Source organism: Christiangramia marina (assembly GCF_048285865.1).
Lineage (GTDB): Bacteria > Bacteroidota > Bacteroidia > Flavobacteriales > Flavobacteriaceae > Christiangramia > Christiangramia marina.
This window is the reverse complement of sequence record NZ_JBLVTK010000003.1, coordinates 284540-303215: the sequence shown is the minus strand read 5'-3', so window position 1 is coordinate 303215 and position 18676 is coordinate 284540. Positions and strand designations below refer to the sequence as shown.

The window sequence follows — 18676 nt, the reverse complement described above, 5'->3', positions numbered from 1 at the left end:
GTCAGTTGAAAAATATTGAAATTATGAATAGAGAACCTCGTTTAGATAGATTTAATGATAATGTGCTGGCAAAATACCAGGTCTATAATAGTATCTTTTTAACCTTGCCATATGACGAGATACAAAAGACCGGAGCTCTGTTACCACTTTTTCAGGAACTTTGCGAACGTGGTTTTTCTGATAAAAAGAATCCATCGGAGATCGTTGAACACTTTTTTGAACGTTATGGTGAAACACCTACAGAAGACGAGCGTAACGCTTTGCTTTTTCGTTTCATCCAATATATAGAACGCCAGGTAGTATTATTTGATGCTATTGAGGATGCGTCGTTCCCTATCGTCAATAATATGGATGGTCGTGGTACGCTGCGAAGTGTGAAGGAGGAAGCGGAAGCTAAGCAAAAAACAGAACAGTTAAAGGAATACTTGAAGAGATTCAATGTAAGACCTACTCTTACAGCACATCCCACCCAATTTTATCCTGGTGCAGTGCTGGGAATTATAACAGATCTGGATAAGGCAATCCAGAAAAACGATCTTGTTCGTATTAAGCAGTTATTAGCACAGCTAGGTAAAACTCCGTTCTTCAACAAAGAGAAACCAACTCCATATGACGAGGCGGTTAGTCTCATCTGGTATTTTGAAAATGTTTTCTACCAGAGTGCAAGTAAGATTCATAATTATATTCAGCAAAATATATTTGATGGAGAGGATGTAGGCAACCAGGTGATCAACCTGGGATTCTGGCCAGGAGGAGACAGGGATGGAAACCCGTTTGTAACTACTGAGATCACTCTAAGAGTTGCACGCCGACTTCGCCGCACAATTCTCCTTAATTATTACCGGGATATTCGGAAACTAAAGAGAAGACTTACTTTTAGAGAGGTTAATGAAATCATGGCAGAGATAGAGAAAGCTTTGTATGATTCAGCCGTTACAAATTCAGACACTCCAAAAATTTCCTTGGAGGAATTGGTGCTGAAATTGCAAACAGCAAGAGAGATTCTAATAAATAAGCATCAGTCACTATTCCTTGAAGAGCTTGATGACATGATCAACAAGATCAAACTCTTCGGTTTCCACTTCGCAACTTTAGACATCAGGCAGGATAGCTCGAAACACGAAGAAGTTTTTGCAGATCTTAAGAAATACAAATCAGAGTTGATTCCGGAAAATTTTGAAACTCTTTCAGACGAGGAAAAAATTGCCGTAATGACAACTACAGATGCCCAGTTGGATCCTGAAGAATTTGAAGAAGGGATGACCCGATCTACGCTTTCATCAATATATGCGATGATGGAAATTCAGGAGAAGAATGGGGAGCAGGGGGCTAATCGCTATATCATTAGTAACTGCGGAAGTGTGGAAGGTGTTTTACAGCCTTATTTGTATATGAAATTATGTGGTTGGAAAACACCAACTGTAGATGTTATTCCATTATTTGAAACAGTGCCGGATCTAAGAGAAGCACATCATGTGATGGAGAAACTATACAAGAATCCTGTATATAAAGAACACCTTGAAAAACGAAATAATAAGCAAACGATCATGCTTGGTTTTAGTGATGGAACTAAAGATGGTGGTTACTTAATGGCAAACTGGAGTATTTACAAGGCGAAGGAAGAACTTACTCGAATTTCCCGTGAGTACGGAATTAAAGTTGTCTTTTTTGATGGTCGTGGTGGACCGCCGGCAAGGGGTGGTGGTAAAACACACCAATTTTACGCTTCCTTAGGTCCAACGATAGAGAATGAGGAAATTCAATTAACAGTCCAGGGACAAACAATCAGCTCTAATTTTGGCACAAAGGATAGTTGTACATATAATCTGGAGCAATTATTAAGTTCGGGGGTTTCTAATGAAATTTTTAGTGAAGGTAAAAATGAACTGAATGATCAGGATCGCAATACCATGAGCGAGCTTGCTGAAATTAGTTACAAAACATATACAGACTTTAAAAAACATCCTCGTTTTATTCCTTACCTGGAAAAAATGAGTACACTTAAATACTACGCTAAAACCAATATTGGTAGTAGACCAAGTAAACGAAATAAATCTGCTGAACTCAATTTATCAGATCTAAGGGCGATACCCTTTGTTGGAAGCTGGAGTCAGCTTAAACAAAATGTTCCTGGATTTTTTGGAGTGGGAACTGCAATGGAAGAAATGGATAAACAAGGTAGGTTTGATGAAGTTCAGGATCTCTACAACAATTCTGAATTCTTTAAAACCTTGCTTGAAAACAGTATGATGAGTTTGACTAAATCATTCTTCCCTTTGACAGCATATATGAAAAATGATGAAGAGTTTGGAGAATTCTGGACGGTAATTCATGATGAGTTCGAACGTTCTAAGAAAATGCTTTTAAAAGTTACCGGTTATGATAGTTTGATGCAGAATCAGCCCGCAGGAAAGGCTTCCATACAAGCGCGTGAAAGGATTGTACTTCCATTATTGACCATTCAGCAACATGCGCTTAGAATGGTGCAGGAGTTGAGTAAAAATCCTGAAGCCAACCAGAAAGCGCTTGAAGTATATGAAAAAATGGTTACAAGATCATTGTATGGTAATATTAATGCTAGTAGAAATTCTGCTTAATGAGAAAATCTGAACTTACCAAAGGAGAAATAGGCGAATTTTATAGAGGTTATATCGATAGATTAGAACCAGAAGCTGAATTAGTTACTAGTCTCAAATCGAACACTTCAGAATTTCTTCAATTTTTAGAGAATATTCCGGAAGACAAATGGGATTACCGTTATGCAGAAGGTAAATGGACTCTGAAGGAGATGATTCAGCATATAATTGATACAGAAAGGATTTTTCAATTCAGAGCATTGGCAATTGCCAGGAATGAACCACAGCCATTACCAGGTTTCGATCATGATATATATGTCCTAAATAGTCGCTCAGAACACAGAGCGGTACCTGATCTTATTAAAGAATATAAAATTGTGCGGGAAGCGGGAATCATTCTTTTTGAAAGTATGACTATAGATATGTTAAAACTTGGTGGTGTCATGAACGATATAAATGCTTCACCCAGAGCACTCGGCTTTATGATGGTTGGTCATGCTATGCACCATATTGAGGTGATCAAAGAGAAATATCTTTAATGTTTAGCAGGATCAAGGTATTCGGCAAACTTCTCAAGAAGACTTATGTGAGCTGGGATAAAAATGAACCCTATGCCAGAAGCGCCACAATCGCTTACTATGCATTATTTTCCTTACCATCATTATTGATCATTGTGGTAAGTATTGCTGGTTATTTCTTCGGAAGAGAGGCCGTTCAGGGTAGGCTTACAGGTGAGATAGGCGAGTTTATTGGAACTGAAGCTTCTAAAGCGATTGAGGGCATGATCGAAAACGCTGCATTGTCGCAAGATTCTACATGGGCCATTATTTTTGGTTTAGCAATGCTCATCTTTGGTGCAACCGGAGTGTTTTTTCAGTTGAAAATCGCGATGAACAACATTTGGAACGTTGCGGCCAGAAAAACTAATTTCCTCCGTATGGTTCTTGATCGGGTAATTTCTTTGGGAATGGTGGTCGTTATAGGTTTACTGTTATTAATTGCCCTGGTAGTTTCAACTATTCTAAAGTTGGTTACAGAAACTATGCAGCAGCTAATTCCTGATATCACACAGGTTGCCATGTATATACTCAATTACGCACTGACGTTTTTCTTTATAACGACCTTATTCGCGATGATCTTTAAGCTTCTACCAGATATTAAGATTAGATTGAAAACCACCTATACTGGTGCTGCATTGACGACAGCACTTTTTATAATAGGTGAGACGCTTATTAGTATTTATTTTGGTCAAAGCGATCCGGCTTCAGTTTATGGTGGTGCGTCTTCAGTCGTATTAATTTTACTTTGGGTTTACTATACCTGTTTAATCTTATTCTTCGGAGCAGAGTTCACAGTACAGTATGCCCTTCTGAAGAAAGAGAAAGTTGAGCCTAACCGTTTTGGTGAACCAGCGATATACCAGGAGATGAAGAAACTCGAACAACGGAAAGTTCAGCTTAAAGAAGAAAAGTATATCGTAGACCGTTTGAAATCTTACCTGGATGCAGATGAAACTTCAGAAGAAAAAGAGTTTTAAAAAACCTTTAACTCATAAACATCCAGTTTTAATAGGCTTTTAATACAGATTCACTCTTCCTAATCCTATCTTTGAGTAACTAAAAAAAAGAAAAATTATGGATAAGAGAATTGCAATTTTAGCAACAGATGGATTTGAAGAAGTAGAACTAACCTCTCCAAAAGAGGCAATGGAGAAGGAAGGTTTCAATGTAGAGATTGTTAGCCTTAAGTCAGGTAATATCAAATCCTGGGATGGTGATAATTGGGGACAAGACTTTAAAGTGGATAAAACCCTTGACGAGGTTTCAGCAAAGGATTACCATGCTTTAGTACTTCCCGGAGGAGTAATTAATCCAGATAACTTAAGAAGAGAAGAGAGTGCATTGATCTTTGTAAGAGACTTTTTCAAACAAAGTAAACCAGTGTGTGCTATCTGTCACGCGCCATGGACTTTAATTAGTGCAGATGTTGTGGAAGGTAGAACGATGACATCTTTTAGTAGTGTTCGTAAAGATCTTGAAAATGCAGGCGCTTTATGGGTAGACCAGGAAGTTGTAGTTGATGAAGCTTTAGTTACAAGCAGAAATCCTGATGACCTTCCAGCATTTAATGCAAAGGTTATAGAAGAGATTAAAGAAGGTAAGCATGATTTACAACATGCATAATCCTAAATAATTATGAAATAAAAAGGGACGCAATTGCGTCCCTTTTTTTATTTGTCTTCGTCTTCTTCAGTATCATCCTTCTCTGGAATGTCTACAATAGGATCTGTAAATTCTGAATCTTCATAATCATCTTCATCAAAATTTGCCATAGTACTTTCAAGCCTGGTACTTACCTTCACCAGGTAAATAGTATCTTCAGTCTTTACTTCCACAGCTTCAACAGTCTCATTTTTAGCATTCTTAAAGGCGATAACCTGGTCATCATCATATCCATCAGGATATTTCTCTACAAGAAGTCCAAGAATTTCAGGAGTAAGCTTTTTATAGTCTACAATTATCCTTTTCATAGTGTGATTGGTTTATGCAAGTATAAATAAAATATCAAACGCCACACAAGGGAGTTGCCAGATATTCGATTAATTTAATGATTAGTTGTATTCAGAGAGTTATAAAAGTCGAAAGATTTGAAAATCAGCTCTTCAGGAACTATAACATCCAATTCAGGAACAGCAATATCCTTCAGCAAAACAAAATTCACCTGTCCGTTCGAGTTTTTTTTATCATGTTTAAGCAACGAAATAATCTGGTTGAGATCTTCCGTAGATATGTCGGTAAAACCGAATAGATCAATTATTATTTTTGAAATATCCCGTAATTTTTTCTGCGGAAAATTTAGAATTTCAGAAGATAAATAAGACTCTAAGATCATCCCGATCGCAATTGCTTCTCCATGAAGTAATTTATCTTTTTCAGAATTAGTTAAATAGAAGGATTCCACAGCATGGCCGAGTGTATGTCCAAAATTAAGATTTTTCCGGATGGACCGTTCGTAAGGATCCTGCGAAACGATTTCCGATTTTATATTCACTGAATGTTCTATGATGGTATCAAGGTCTGAGAGATCTAGAGAGCTCAGGTTGCTCATACGATTCCAGTAAGATTCATCGGCTATAAGTCCATGTTTCAGGATTTCAGCGAGACCACTCCGCATTTCACGGGAAGATAATGTTTGCAGGTATTTGCTATCTACCACAACCAGTTCTGCCTGTACGATTACTCCCACCTGATTTTTAAGATTTCCAAGGTCAACACCGGTTTTACCTCCAACCGATGCATCTACCATAGAAAGTAAGGTTGTAGGAACATTAATAAATGGAATACCACGCTTGAACGTTGAAGCTACAAAACCACCAAGATCAGTGACAACACCACCTCCAAGATTTATCATCAAACTCTTTCGATCAGCACCAAGCTCTGAAAGTGCACTCCAAACACCAGTACAGGTTTCAATATGCTTATTTTCTTCCCCCGGCTCAATTTCAATAACTTCAATTTGTAGCTCCGTAGTTATATTCTTTAGAAATAATCCTAAGCAATTCTGTTGGGTGTTTGTATCAACTAGAATAAATACTGAAGATGGCTTTTTATCTTCTATGTACTGGTTGATATTCGAATAAGATTCGCTACCGTAAAATACAGGATTGACCAGGTAATTAGCTTCATTCATGGTATTGGCATTTAGAGCTTTCGAAATTAAATAGAATTTATGAAAATAGTCATCTTCAATAATTATATTTGCCCGATTAACAGCATGAAATGATTAGAAAGAAGATATTCAACAACACTAAATCTGCATTCAAACTTAAATCAAATTCAGACCTAGACAGGGCGATTTTTTTGTTTAGCATGATGAATTATTCTGCTTTGGTAAAAGCAGGTAGCGCATTAACTAAAATGGCTTTGAAATTACACTTGCCTGTAGAAACTCTTATAAAGAAGACGATTTTCGAGCAATTTTGTGGAGGAGTTACTGAAGAAGACTGTAAACCGGTTACCAAGGAAATGTATGGGGAGAACCTTCATAGTATTCTTGATTACTCGGTTGAAGGTAAAGAGAGCGAAGAGGAATTTGATTCTGCAATGCGCAAGAAACTGAGTCTTATTGAATACGCTAATGAAAGTGATGAAGTTACCTTTGCTATGTTTAAGCCTACCGGTATTGGAAGGTTTGCTATATGGGAAAAGGTGAGTGAAAAGCTTAGTCTTACCGATGAGGAAAAGGAAGAGTGGGATCGAGTAAAAAACAGAGTAGAAACTTTATGTAAGCGCGCATTTGAATTAAAGGTTCGATTGTATGCTGATGGTGAAGAAACCTGGATGCAAACCGCTGCCGATGATCTTATGGTTGAAATGATGAAAAAGTACAATCAGGATGAAGTACTTATATTCAACACGCTACAATGTTATAGATGGGACCGGCTGGACTACCTTAAGGACCTTCACGAGCAAGGCCAGAAGGAAGGTTTCAAAATAGGAGCCAAGATCGTAAGGGGTGCATACATGGAAAAAGAAAATTCCAGAGCTAAGAAATTAGGTTATGCATCACCTATATGTGAAAGTAAGGAGGCAACAGATGTTAACTTTAACTCAGTAATGTCTTACTGTCTTAATCATCTGGAAGATATTTCAGTATTCATAGGTACTCATAACGAGGTAAGTAGTTACCTGGCTTTGCAGATAATGGAAGACAAGGGCATTTCTATCGATGATAAAAGAATTTGGTTTAGTCAGCTTTATGGAATGAGTGATCATATTAGTTTTAATATGGCAAAGAAAGGATACAATGCAGTAAAGTTAGTTCCATTTGGACCGGTTAGAGATGTAGTTCCTTACCTATTGCGACGTGCTCAGGAAAACACTTCAGTTAAAGGACAGACGGGTAGGGAATTGGCTCTGCTTAGCGAAGAAAAGAAACGTCGTCGTGGAGATGAATCCACGAAACATCACCGGGAGTAACATATGCGTTGGCTGGCAAGATTTATTTTTTATAATATTTTGGGCTGGCGTCTGGAGGATAACTTTACATCCAGAATTAAAAAATGTGTTGTAATTGTTGCTCCACACACAAGCTCTTTTGATTTTCTCTTAGGAATTCTGGTTCGTAAAATTATGGATGTGGAATTTAACTTTGTAGGGAAGCAGGAATTGTTTAAACCTCCATTTGGCTGGTATTTTAAGTGGGTAGGCGGAGCACCTCTGGATAGATCAGGGAAAAAGAATAAAGTATATGCGATCGCGAAAGTTTTTGAAGACAAGACTATATTTCGATTAGCATTATCACCGGAAGGTACCAGGGAGAAAACAGATAAGTGGAGAACAGGTTTTTACTATATAGCCTTGAAAGCAGAAGTTCCGATTGTAATGGTTTCCTTCGACTATAAACCCAAAAAAGTAAAAATCTCCGAGGCTTTACAGCCTACCGGAGATTTTGATCTAGATTTTAAAGTTATTAGCCAGTTCTACGAGGGTGTAGAAGGGAAGATCAAGGAAAATTTCTAATTAATCCTCATCTGGTGTTTCCATAGTATGATAGACGTTTTGAACATCATCATCTTCTTCCAGTTTTTCAAGTAATTTTTCTACATCTGCGGCCTGTTCACCTTCTAAAGGTTTAGTAACCTGAGGAATTCTTTCAAATCCAGAAGAAAGTATTTCCATTTCCCTGTTCTCTAATTCCTTCTGAATGGCACCAAAGAATTCAAACGGTGCATAGATATGAATACCGTCTTCATCTTCAAAAACTTCTTCAGCACCAAAATCTATCAATTCTAACTCAAGTTCTTCCGGATCCAGATTTTCAGCATTAATTCTGAAGTTACAGGTATGGTCAAACATGAATTCTACAGAGCCTGATGTTCCAAGATTTCCATCAGATTTGTTGAAATGAGAACGAATGTTTGCAACCGTTCTATTATTATTATCTGTTGCAGTTTCTACAAGAACAGCAATACCGTGAGGAGCATAACCTTCAAAAAGAACTACTTTGTAGTCACCCTGGTTTTTATCTGAAGCACGTTTGATCGCACGCTCGATATTATCCTTAGGCATATTGACACTTTTCGCATTCTGGATCACAGCACGAAGTTTAGCATTCGTGTCAGGATCTGGACCACCTTCTTTTACCGCCATGACAATATCTTTACCAATCCTGGTAAATGCTTTAGCCATTGCAGACCAACGTTTCATTTTCCGTGCTTTGCGAAATTCAAAAGCTCTTCCCATTTCAAATTATAATTAGGTTTGCGCAAAAATATAAAAAAGCTCCTAAATACAGTATGTATAAGGAGCTGAGTTTGCAGTTTCAAGATTTTATCAATTCGTCGACTCTATAATCTCTTCAATTGTTCTGGCAAGTTTAAAATCTTTTTCAGTAACACCATTTGCATCGTGGGTAGAAAGGGAAATTTCCAGTTGATTATATACATTTCCCCAATTTGGATGATGCTCCTGAGCTTCAGCCTCAAATGCTATTCTTGTCATTACGGTAAATGCTTCTTTAAAATTCTCAAATTCAAAGGAAGTATGAATAGCACCTTTAGCATATGTCCATCCATCAAGACTTTTCAATTGATCATCTATCTCAGTATCACTTAATTTTTTCATGACTTAATTATTTGGTTTCCTTAAAGTTACTAAGAATGAAGCATATCACTGTTAAGGTGATTCAGTTTAATATCAAATTAACAGCTATAATTTAGCTGATGCTTTGACTACTTCCTGAATACTTATCTGTAGGTTCTTTGGAAGCTTATTATCCTTTGGGAGGACCGCCAGAAATCTATCAAAATTCGAGTCGTATACATTTTTGAAAAGTGGATTTTCATAACCAAGCTCCCTGGTAAGGTCCTCCACCAGATCTCTTTGATGCACCAGGTCATCGCTGCCCAAATGAAATACTCCCTGCCTGTTTCTATTAATGATATAATGGATTTGCTGAGTGACCTTTCCAATTTCAGTAGCATTCACGACCACATTTGGAAAAACTTCCAGCGGTTCGTTAAGATCAAGAATCGTTCTTATTTGTTTGATTCTTGGGGAGCCTTTTCCGAAGACCATAGGAAGTCTCAGGATATTATATTGTTTATTCGGAAGTCTAAGTAATGCATTTTCTATCTTGATCTTGAATCTGCCGTAAACGCTCTGACTAAGTGTTTTATCATATTCGTAGGAAGGATAGTTGGTAAAAGCATCAAAAACATTGGCCGAAGACAGAAATATCAGCTTTTTACGATAATTGAGAAGGTAATTGATGATCTCGAAATGAGTATTGATCTGAGCATCAAAGCCTCCACGCAGGCAGGATACGATGACATCAGGCTTTAAACTTTCCAGTAGAATACTGATGTTTTCCGTCTCCATATCAAAATGGTGGAATTGGTGATTTTTTTCAAAAAAATCATTTTCAGTATAATAGGTACCGTGTGTATCAAAATAGGAGCAGAGCTCTTTATACAGGGAATTCCCAATAAAGCCACTCGCTCCTAATATCAAAATTCGTTTCAATTAAATTATCCTTTATAAAAGGGCAATTTCACCTGGGTTGCCTGTACAGCTTTTTTCCTGATCTGAATGGATATCTTATTTCCAACACCTGCAACTTCTACCGGTACATATCCTAATCCAATTCCTTTTTCAAGAGATGGTGACATGGTGCCCGAAGTGACTTTTCCAATTTTCTTGCCGTTTTCATCTACAATATCATATCCCTGTCTGGGGATAGCTCTTTCATCCATTTCAAAAGCGACTAGCTTTCGCTTTGGACCTTCTTCTTTTTGTTTTTTAAGCGCTTCACTATTGATAAAATCTTTACTGAATTTTGTGATCCAGCCAAGACCCGCTTCAATCGGGGAAGTAGTATCGTCAATATCATTCCCGTACAAGGAATATCCCATTTCCAGTCTTAATGTATCTCTTGCTGCCAGTCCTATTGGTTTTATACCAAATTCTTCCCCCGCTTCCATTACTGCCGCCCAGATTTGAGGAGCATCTTCATTTCTGAAATAAATTTCAAACCCGCCACTCCCAGTATAGCCTGTAGCTGAAACGATCACTTTTTCCACACCAGCAAAAGTACCAACCTCGAAAGTGTAGAATTTCATATTCTGAAGATCGATCGAAGTAAGGGATTGCATAGCTTCAGCCGCTTTAGGTCCCTGTATTGCCAATAAAGACAATTCATCACTCATATCACGCATAGTTGCGTCTACATCGTTATGCTGAGAGATCCAGTTCCAATCTTTATCGATATTCGAAGCGTTTACTACCAACAAGTATTTTTCAGCTTCCAGCCGGTAAATAATAAGATCATCCACTATGCCACCATTTTCGTTAGGCATCGTAGAATACTGAGCTTTCCCATCTGTAAGTTTTGAAGCATCGTTAGAACTGATCTTCTGGATAAGCTTTAATGCATTTTCTCCGGAGATCAGGAATTCTCCCATGTGGCTAACATCGAAAACACCAAGTTTTTCTCGTACAGTTTGATGTTCAATGTTTACACCTTCATAAGATACCGGCATATTGTATCCGGCAAAAGGTACCATTTTGGCATTTAATTCATTGTGTATTGCAGACAGGGCTACTTCTTTCATTATTGTCAAAAATTTGCCCAAATTTATTGAATTCAGTTAGAATACAATATTAAATAAGCGTTTTTATATGAGTATCTTTAGGGTTCGAAAAAAGAAAGAACAAGAAAGATTTACCCAATGAAAATACTTACGGCAGCACAATTGGCAGAGGCAGATAAGGTTACTCTGGAAAAGCAGGATATCACTTCAGAAGAACTTATGGAACGGGCTGGAACACTTGTATTTAATGAAATTCATAAAAGATTGCAGGGAGCCCCAATTCCCATAAAGATCTTCTGTGGAATTGGTAATAATGGAGGAGACGGATTGGTGGTTGCCAGGCATCTTATTCAGCATGGATACGAGGTTCGTACATTTATAGTTAATTATAGTGATAAAAGATCTGAAGATTTCTTGAGCAATTATGAGAAATTGAAGGAAATTACAAATGACTGGCCGGAACTTATAAAGAGTAAAAACGGTTTCCCTGAAATTCATACTGGTGATTTTGTTATAGATGCCTTGTTTGGAATTGGTCTAAACCGTGCGGTAGAAGGCTGGCCAGCTGATTTAATTAATTTGATCAATACCTCACAAGCTTTCGTCCTATCTATCGATATGCCGAGTGGTCTAGCACCAGATCAGGTTTTTAAGGATGGAGCAGTAATTAAAGCAGGATATACATTAAGCTTTCAATCTCCTAAACTCAGTTTTTACCTGCCAGATACCATGGAATATGTTGGTGATTTACAGGTCATCGATATAGCACTAGATCGGGAATATCTGGGGAAAGTGGATTCCAATATATTCTTAATAGGAAAAGAGGAAGCTCAAAGTTTATATAGGTCAAGAAAAATAAACTCTCATAAAGGCGACTATGGAAAGGTTTTGATCATTGGAGGAAGCTACGGTAAAATAGGTAGCGTCATTCTGGCATCTAGGGCTGCAATGCGATCGGGTACGGGACTCTGTACGGTTTATATCCCGGAATGTGGATATGATGCCCTCCAGATATCCATTCCGGAAGTGATGGTACTCACAGATCAAAATTCTAAAATGATCACCAAATTTCCTTCAGATTTTGATGCTGATGTATTTTGTTTCGGAATGGGAGCAGGAACCAATGAAGCTACGGCTAACGCCTTAGGAGAATTTTTAGAAACTCAGAAGAAACCAGTTGTGATTGATGCTGATGGAATCAATATTTTATCGAAAAACAAGTCACTTTTGAAAAAAATGCCTGAAAACTCCGTCATTACTCCGCATCCAGGCGAGTTGAAAAGACTAATAGGGGAGTGGAAGGATGATTTTGATAAACTTGACAAGGTTAAGGCTTTAAGCAAAAAGTTTAAACTTATCATCGTTGTAAAGGGTGCTCATACATTTATTGTAAATAATGAAGAGGTCTACATAAATTCTTCAGGGAATCCGGGAATGGCAACTGCTGGTAGCGGTGATGTGCTCTCAGGAGTTATCACAAGTTTTATAGGTCAGAATTATAGCAGCCTGGCGGCGACGATTCTGGCTGTCTACTTACACGGTTCAAGTGGTACTTTAGTAAGTGATCAATTAGGATATGAAAGTTTGCTTGCCGGCGACATTGCAGACAATATTGGTCGTGCAGTACAGCAACTGTTTAATAGAAATCCCGAACCAGAACAAAAGAATTAAACTGATAAATTCTATTCGGGGACCGATAGTGATAATTTCTCCTGTACCCAACTGGTAGCGTCCTCTAGTTCAGCAAAAACCCTGAAGAAATTTGCATCGATATAAAATTCCTTTTCAACTGTAGAGGCCAGGGTTCTGGTCATATCGTTATCACTGACAACCGCGATAACTTTTAGATTTTGAAATTTTGCAGATTGTTTGTAAACCATTGGATCTACCGCGTAGCTATTCACTCTGTGTGATATGTAAGCGTATGGTTTTCCCTGGAATACTTCAGCTCCAATTTCAAGAAGAGTTTCATTTTTGCTAATATCAAACAGAATTCCTTCGTTCATTTTAGCGATCATAAAATCTTCGTGAATAGAAATACTGCCAAAATCAAGTTCAATAGTAGGGTAGTTCATACGATTATTAGGACAATTTCCGGCTAAATTACTGAAGTTTGGTTGATACACAAGAATAAAAAAACCTGCCATGAAAATGGCAGGTTTTTTTATTTTCTGAACTTAAATATTATTCAGTTTCTACGGATTTCTGAATATCTATGGTCAGTTCACTTTTCTCTTCATCCAGATCCATCGTGATCTTGTCACCTTCCTTCAGGTTTGAGGTAACGATCTCTTCAGCTAAAGCATCCTCAATATATTTCTGAATTGCTCTATTTAATGGTCTGGCACCATATTGCCTGTCAAAACCTTTATCTGCAATAAAATCTTTAGCCTTATCTGTAAGGGTAAGATCGTATCCAAGTCCCTGAATTCTACCAAACAATTTCGCAAGTTCGATATCGATGATCTTATGAATGTCTTCTCTTTCAAGACCATTAAAGATCACTACGTCATCAATCCTGTTTAAAAACTCGGGAGCGAATGCTTTTTTCAATGCATTTTCAATCACGCTTCTGGCGTTATCATCCACCTGGGATTTCTGAGCGGTAGTTCCAAAACCAACACCCTGACCAAAATCTTTTAATTTTCTGGCTCCAATATTGGAAGTCATAATGATGATCGTATTTCTAAAATCGATCTTTCTTCCAAGACTATCGGTTAGATACCCATCATCCAGTACCTGTAATAGCATATTGAAAACATCTGGATGTGCTTTTTCCACCTCATCCAGGAGGATCACAGCGTATGGCTTTCTACGAACTTTCTCTGTAAGCTGACCACCTTCTTCATAACCAACGTATCCAGGAGGCGCTCCAATTAATCTGGAAACAGCGAATTTCTCCATATACTCACTCATATCGATTCTGATAAGAGCATCATCGTTATCAAATAACTCTCTTGCCAATACTTTAGCTAACTGAGTTTTACCTACACCAGTTTGTCCAAGGAATATGAATGAACCAATTGGTTTATTTGGATCTTTAAGTCCGGCGCGATTCCTCTGTATGGCTTTTACAACCTTGCCTACAGCTTCATCCTGACCAATTACTTTTCCTTTGATCAATTGAGGAAGTTCCACGAGCTTATTGCTTTCTGTTTGGGCGATACGATTCACTGGAATTCCAGTCATCATCGATACAACATCAGCTACGCTATCTTCAGAAACAATTTCCTTATGTTTCTTAGACTCTTCTTCCCATTTTTCCTGAGCTACAGCAAGTTCTTTTTCAAGATTTTTTTCGTCATCTCTAAGTTTTGCAGCTTCTTCATATTTCTGTTTCTTAACTACAGAATTCTTGTTTTCACGAACTTCTTCAAGTCTTCTTTCCAGATCCAGTACCTGTTTTGGTACATCGATATTAGTAATATGAACTCTTGATCCTGCTTCATCTAATGCGTCAATAGCCTTATCTGGTAAAAACCTATCGGTCATATAACGATTCGTTAACTTTACACAAGCTTCGATCGCTTCGTTTGTATATTGTACATTATGGTGATCCTCATATTTATCCTTGATGTTATTAAGAATTTCTATGGTTTCATCTACAGTAGTAGGTTCCACTATAACCTTCTGAAATCTTCTTTCTAAGGCACCATCTTTTTCGATATATTGTCTGTACTCATCAAGGGTAGTGGCACCAATACATTGTATTTCACCTCTTGCAAGTGCAGGTTTAAACATATTGCTGGCATCCAGACTACCTGTCGCGCCACCTGCGCCAACAATCGTATGTATCTCATCAATAAAAAGGATGATATCATCATTCTTTTCAAGCTCGTTCATCACGGCCTTCATCCTTTCTTCGAACTGGCCTCGATATTTTGTGCCAGCAACTAAGCTAGCGAGGTCGAGAGTAACCACTCTTTTATCAAATAAGATCCGGGATACCTTCCTTTTGACAATTCTAAGTGCTAATCCTTCAGCAATAGCAGATTTACCAACTCCTGGTTCTCCTATCAATAATGGATTATTTTTCTTTCTACGACTAAGAATCTGAGAAACTCTTTCGATCTCTTTCTCTCTTCCAACCACAGGATCCAGCTTATCAGCTTCAGCCATTGCAGTGAGGTCTCTTCCGAAGTTATCAAGAACCGGAGTTTTTGATTTCTTATTGGTTTTTCCTGTACTAGCACCGCCGCCTCCGCTAAACGGATTTTCCCTGGTGGCTTCATCTCCATCATCATCTGAAAATGACTCCGCCGTTGGACTATCTGAAAAGTCGGTTTCATCGCTAGCGATCATGTATTTAAACTGATCTTTAACGCCATCGTAGTCTATTCTCAATTTATTCAGCAGTTTGGTAGTTGGGTCATTCTCATTTCTAAGAATACACAATAATAAATGTGCGGTATTAATCGAAGCACTCTGGAATAATTTGGCTTCCAGAAATGTAGTTTTCAATGCTCGCTCTGCCTGCCTGGTAAGATGCAGGTTTTTCTTTTCATTACTTATAGTAACAGTATTGGGATTTGCAGGACTTAGTATTTCGACTTTACGTCTCAAATGGCTAAGGTCAATTTCCAACGCGGTTAGAATATCTATAGCTTTCCCGTCTCCATCTCGCAACAACCCCAGCATTAGATGCTCTGTTCCAATGAAATCATGACCAAGCCTTAATGCTTCCTCTTTACTGTAAGCAATAACGTCTTTTACTCTTGGTGAAAAATTATCATCCATTTTTATCTTCCTTTCTCAATTTTATTTTCACTCCAAATAGGACAAAAACCGTACCTAATAAGGTGACCATAGCTAAGTGACAAAATAACCATCACTTTTCAAAAGGGAAAATAATGAACTTATTAACCAAAACACAATAAAAATTTGTTAATAAAAAATACTTAAGCTCAGAGATTACGGGACGTTAAAGAGGTATAAAATATGTAAATTGCCCCTTACAATTTTAAGATAATTAAATTTTTTAATATGGCTGAAGGAGAAAAGCTAATTCCTATCAATATTGAAGATGAAATGAAATCTGCCTACATCGATTATTCGATGTCGGTCATTGTGTCACGTGCACTACCAGATGTTCGTGATGGATTGAAACCTGTACATAGACGTGTGCTTTACGGTATGTATGAGCTTGGAGTACTTTCAAATAGAGCCTATAAGAAATCTGCTAGAATCGTAGGAGAGGTATTAGGTAAGTATCACCCGCACGGGGATTCTTCAGTATACGACACTATGGTGCGTATGGCCCAGGAATGGAGCATGCGGTATATGCTTGTAGATGGCCAGGGTAACTTTGGATCTGTAGATGGGGATAGTCCTGCAGCGATGCGTTATACTGAAGCACGTATGCGTAAGATCAGTGAGGACATGCTTGCAGATATTGACAAGGAAACAGTAGATACTCAGCTGAATTTTGATGACTCATTAAGTGAACCTGTCGTAATGCCGACACGGGTGCCAAACTTATTGGTGAACGGAGCTAGTGGTATTGCTGTTGGTATGGCTACTAACATGCCTCCTCATAATTTAAATGAAGTTATAGATGGTACCATCGCTTATATCGATAATCACGATATCGAGATCGATGAGCTTATACAATATATTAAAGCACCAGATTTCCCAACAGGCGGTATTATTTACGGTTATGATGGAGTAAAGGAAGCTTTTAAAACCGGAAGAGGTAGAGTCGTAATGCGTGCTAAATCCCATATGGAAGAGATTGCGGGTCGGGAATACCTCGTTGTTACAGAAATACCATATCAGGTGAACAAAGCTGATATGATCAAGAAGACAGCAGATCTTGTAAATGACAAGAAGATCGAAGGAATCAGTCTGATTAGAGATGAATCTGATAGAAATGGTATGCGTATCGTATACCAGATGAAAAGAGATGCTATCCCCAACATCGTTCTTAATACCTTATTTAAACACACAGCATTACAATCTTCTTTTAGTGTAAATAATATTGCACTGGTGAATGGAAGACCGCAAATGTTGAATTTAAAGGATCTTATTTATCACTTCGTAGAACACAGACATGATGTGGTCGTAAGAAGAACTGAATTTGAACTTCGGAAAGCTAAAGAGCGTGCTCATATCCTGGAAGGATTGATCATAGCTTCAGATAATATTGATGAAGTGATCGCCTTAATACGTTCTTCTTCTAATGCTGAAGAAGCTCGTAATAAATTAATTGATCGTTTTGAACTTTCAGAAATTCAGGCTAAAGCGATCGTAGAAATGCGATTGAGACAACTTACAGGTCTTGAACAGGATAAGCTGAGAGCTGAATATGACGAGATCATCAAAACAATCGAAGATCTGGAAGATATCCTGGCTCGAAAAGAGCGTAGAATGGAAGTGATCAAGAATGAACTTCTGGAAGTACAGGAAAAGTATGGGGATGAAAGAAGATCTCAGATCGAATACGCCGGTGGTGATCTTAGTATCGAAGATATGATCCCGGATGAGAAAGTAGTGATTACTATTTCTCATGCAGGGTATATCAAACGAACTTCACTCAACGAATACAAGACTCAGAATAGAGGAGGAGTTGGACAAAAAGGATCTAACACCAGAAATGAAGATTTCCTTGAATACCTTTTCGTAGGTACCAACCACCAGTATATGTTATTCTTTACTCAAAACGGTAAATGTTACTGGATGAGAGTTTATGAAATTCCGGAAGGAAGTAAAGCTTCCAAAGGAAGAGCAATTCAAAACCTTATTAACATCGAACCTGAAGATAAGGTGAATGCCTTTATCTGTACTCAGGATCTTAAGGATGAAGATTATGTAAATAATCATTTCGTGATCATGGCCACCAAAAAAGGACAGGTTAAGAAAACAAGTCTGGAGAAATATAGCCGCCCAAGAACAAACGGTATTAATGCCATTACTATCAAAGATGGTGATGAATTACTTGAAGCAAAACTAACTACCGGGAATAGCCAGGTGATGTTAGGACTTAAAAGTGGTAAGGCAATTAGATTTGAGGAAAGCAAAACCCGACCTATGGGTAGAAATGCCTCAGGTGTTCGTGGAATTACTTTAGCCGACGATAACGATGAAGTTGTTGGAATGGTTTCGGTTAACGAATTTGATTCAGATATTCTCGTAGTTTCTGAGAATGGTTATGGTAAAAGATCAAGCCTGGAGGATTACCGAATCACCAATCGAGGTGGTAAGGGAGTTAAAACAATTTCAGTTACGGAGAAAACAGGACAACTTGTTGCAATCAAGAATGTATCAGACGATGATGATCTTATGATCATTAATAAATCGGGGATCGTTATTAGAATGGCTGTTGAAAATTTGAGAGTTATGGGCCGTGCTACGCAGGGTGTAAGACTTATAAACTTAAAGGGCAATGATTCTATCGCTGCAGTGGCAAAAGTATTGCATGATGAAGATGATGTCGAGCTAATGGAAGATGCGGAAAAGCCTGTAGGCGGGGAGAGTCAGACCGATGGCACGACTATTGCAGATGATAGTG

General features: G+C 38.0%; 16 protein-coding genes. 8 read left to right on the top strand and 8 right to left on the bottom strand.

The window, feature by feature from the left end; all coding sequences use genetic code 11:
* Positions 1–23: 23 nt before the first annotated feature.
* The 4 genes from ACNKXS_RS12170 (at position 24) to ACNKXS_RS12155 (ending at position 4759) form a co-directional block, all read left to right on the top strand.
* Positions 24–2597, top strand: a complete 2574-nt coding sequence (locus ACNKXS_RS12170) for a phosphoenolpyruvate carboxylase (RefSeq protein ID WP_417921079.1) — start codon at positions 24–26, stop codon at positions 2595–2597.
* Complete coding sequence (locus ACNKXS_RS12165) at positions 2597–3115, top strand: DinB family protein (RefSeq protein ID WP_417921078.1); 519 nt, start codon at positions 2597–2599, stop codon at positions 3113–3115. Before ACNKXS_RS12170 ends, ACNKXS_RS12165 begins: the two co-directional genes overlap by 1 nt.
* Entirely contained in the window at positions 3115–4113 is a 999-nt protein-coding gene (locus ACNKXS_RS12160; protein WP_417921077.1) for a YihY/virulence factor BrkB family protein, read from the top strand. Before ACNKXS_RS12165 ends, ACNKXS_RS12160 begins: the two co-directional genes overlap by 1 nt.
* 97 nt (positions 4114–4210) lie before the next feature.
* Positions 4211–4759, top strand: coding sequence for a type 1 glutamine amidotransferase domain-containing protein (locus ACNKXS_RS12155; RefSeq protein WP_417921076.1), 549 nt, complete (start codon positions 4211–4213; stop codon positions 4757–4759).
* Positions 4760–4806: 47 nt separating this feature from the next.
* Here ACNKXS_RS12155 and ACNKXS_RS12150 read toward each other — a convergent pair whose 3' ends face one another.
* Complete coding sequence (locus ACNKXS_RS12150; RefSeq protein ID WP_295180277.1) at positions 4807–5106, bottom strand: hypothetical protein; 300 nt, start codon at positions 5104–5106, stop codon at positions 4807–4809.
* 74 nt (positions 5107–5180) lie between these two features.
* On the bottom strand, positions 5181–6266 hold the full coding sequence (gene aroB, locus ACNKXS_RS12145) for a 3-dehydroquinate synthase (RefSeq protein WP_417921075.1): 1086 nt from the start codon (positions 6264–6266) through the stop codon (positions 5181–5183).
* Positions 6267–6355: 89 nt separating this feature from the next.
* On the opposite strand from aroB, the gene ACNKXS_RS12140 reads away from it, so the two are divergent.
* Entirely contained in the window at positions 6356–7555 is a 1200-nt protein-coding gene (locus tag ACNKXS_RS12140; protein ID WP_417921074.1) for a proline dehydrogenase family protein, read from the top strand.
* Between the two features lie 3 nt (positions 7556–7558).
* Positions 7559–8098 (top strand): 1-acyl-sn-glycerol-3-phosphate acyltransferase, encoded by a 540-nt coding sequence (locus ACNKXS_RS12135; protein ID WP_417921073.1) that lies wholly within the window; start codon positions 7559–7561, stop codon positions 8096–8098.
* On the opposite strand, the gene ACNKXS_RS12130 is transcribed toward ACNKXS_RS12135, so the two are convergent.
* The 4 genes from ACNKXS_RS12130 to gcvT form a co-directional block, all read right to left on the bottom strand.
* Positions 8099–8821 carry a YebC/PmpR family DNA-binding transcriptional regulator gene (locus ACNKXS_RS12130; RefSeq protein WP_295180281.1) on the bottom strand — a complete coding sequence of 241 codons (723 nt, stop codon included), beginning with the start codon at positions 8819–8821 and terminating at the stop codon, positions 8099–8101.
* A 90-nt stretch (positions 8822–8911) separates the two neighbouring features.
* Positions 8912–9202 (bottom strand): 4a-hydroxytetrahydrobiopterin dehydratase, encoded by a 291-nt coding sequence (locus tag ACNKXS_RS12125; RefSeq protein ID WP_417921072.1) that lies wholly within the window; start codon positions 9200–9202, stop codon positions 8912–8914.
* Between the two features lie 84 nt (positions 9203–9286).
* On the bottom strand, positions 9287–10102 hold the full coding sequence (locus ACNKXS_RS12120) for a sugar nucleotide-binding protein (RefSeq protein ID WP_417921071.1): 816 nt from the start codon (positions 10100–10102) through the stop codon (positions 9287–9289).
* Between the two features lie 5 nt (positions 10103–10107).
* Positions 10108–11190, bottom strand: coding sequence for a glycine cleavage system aminomethyltransferase GcvT (gene gcvT / locus ACNKXS_RS12115; RefSeq protein ID WP_417921070.1), 1083 nt, complete (start codon positions 11188–11190; stop codon positions 10108–10110).
* Positions 11191–11307: 117 nt separating this feature from the next.
* Between gcvT and ACNKXS_RS12110 the strand changes: the two genes are divergently transcribed.
* The gene (locus tag ACNKXS_RS12110; RefSeq protein WP_417921069.1) at positions 11308–12840 is read left to right on the top strand and encodes an NAD(P)H-hydrate dehydratase; all 1533 of its coding nucleotides are present in this window, start codon (positions 11308–11310) and stop codon (positions 12838–12840) included.
* Between the two features lie 11 nt (positions 12841–12851).
* Here ACNKXS_RS12110 and ACNKXS_RS12105 read toward each other — a convergent pair whose 3' ends face one another.
* Together ACNKXS_RS12105 and ACNKXS_RS12100 are read right to left on the bottom strand one after the other, a co-directional pair.
* Positions 12852–13316 carry a hypothetical protein gene (locus ACNKXS_RS12105; protein ID WP_417921068.1) on the bottom strand — a complete coding sequence of 155 codons (465 nt, stop codon included), beginning with the start codon at positions 13314–13316 and terminating at the stop codon, positions 12852–12854.
* 37 nt (positions 13317–13353) lie between these two features.
* A complete protein-coding gene (locus tag ACNKXS_RS12100) occupies positions 13354–15906 on the bottom strand; it encodes an ATP-dependent Clp protease ATP-binding subunit (protein WP_417921067.1) in 2553 nt (850 codons plus the stop codon).
* 246 nt (positions 15907–16152) lie between these two features.
* On the opposite strand from ACNKXS_RS12100, the gene gyrA reads away from it, so the two are divergent.
* Positions 16153–18676 (top strand): DNA gyrase subunit A (gene gyrA, locus ACNKXS_RS12095; protein ID WP_417921066.1); only part of this gene is annotated, 2524 nt, incomplete at its 3' end.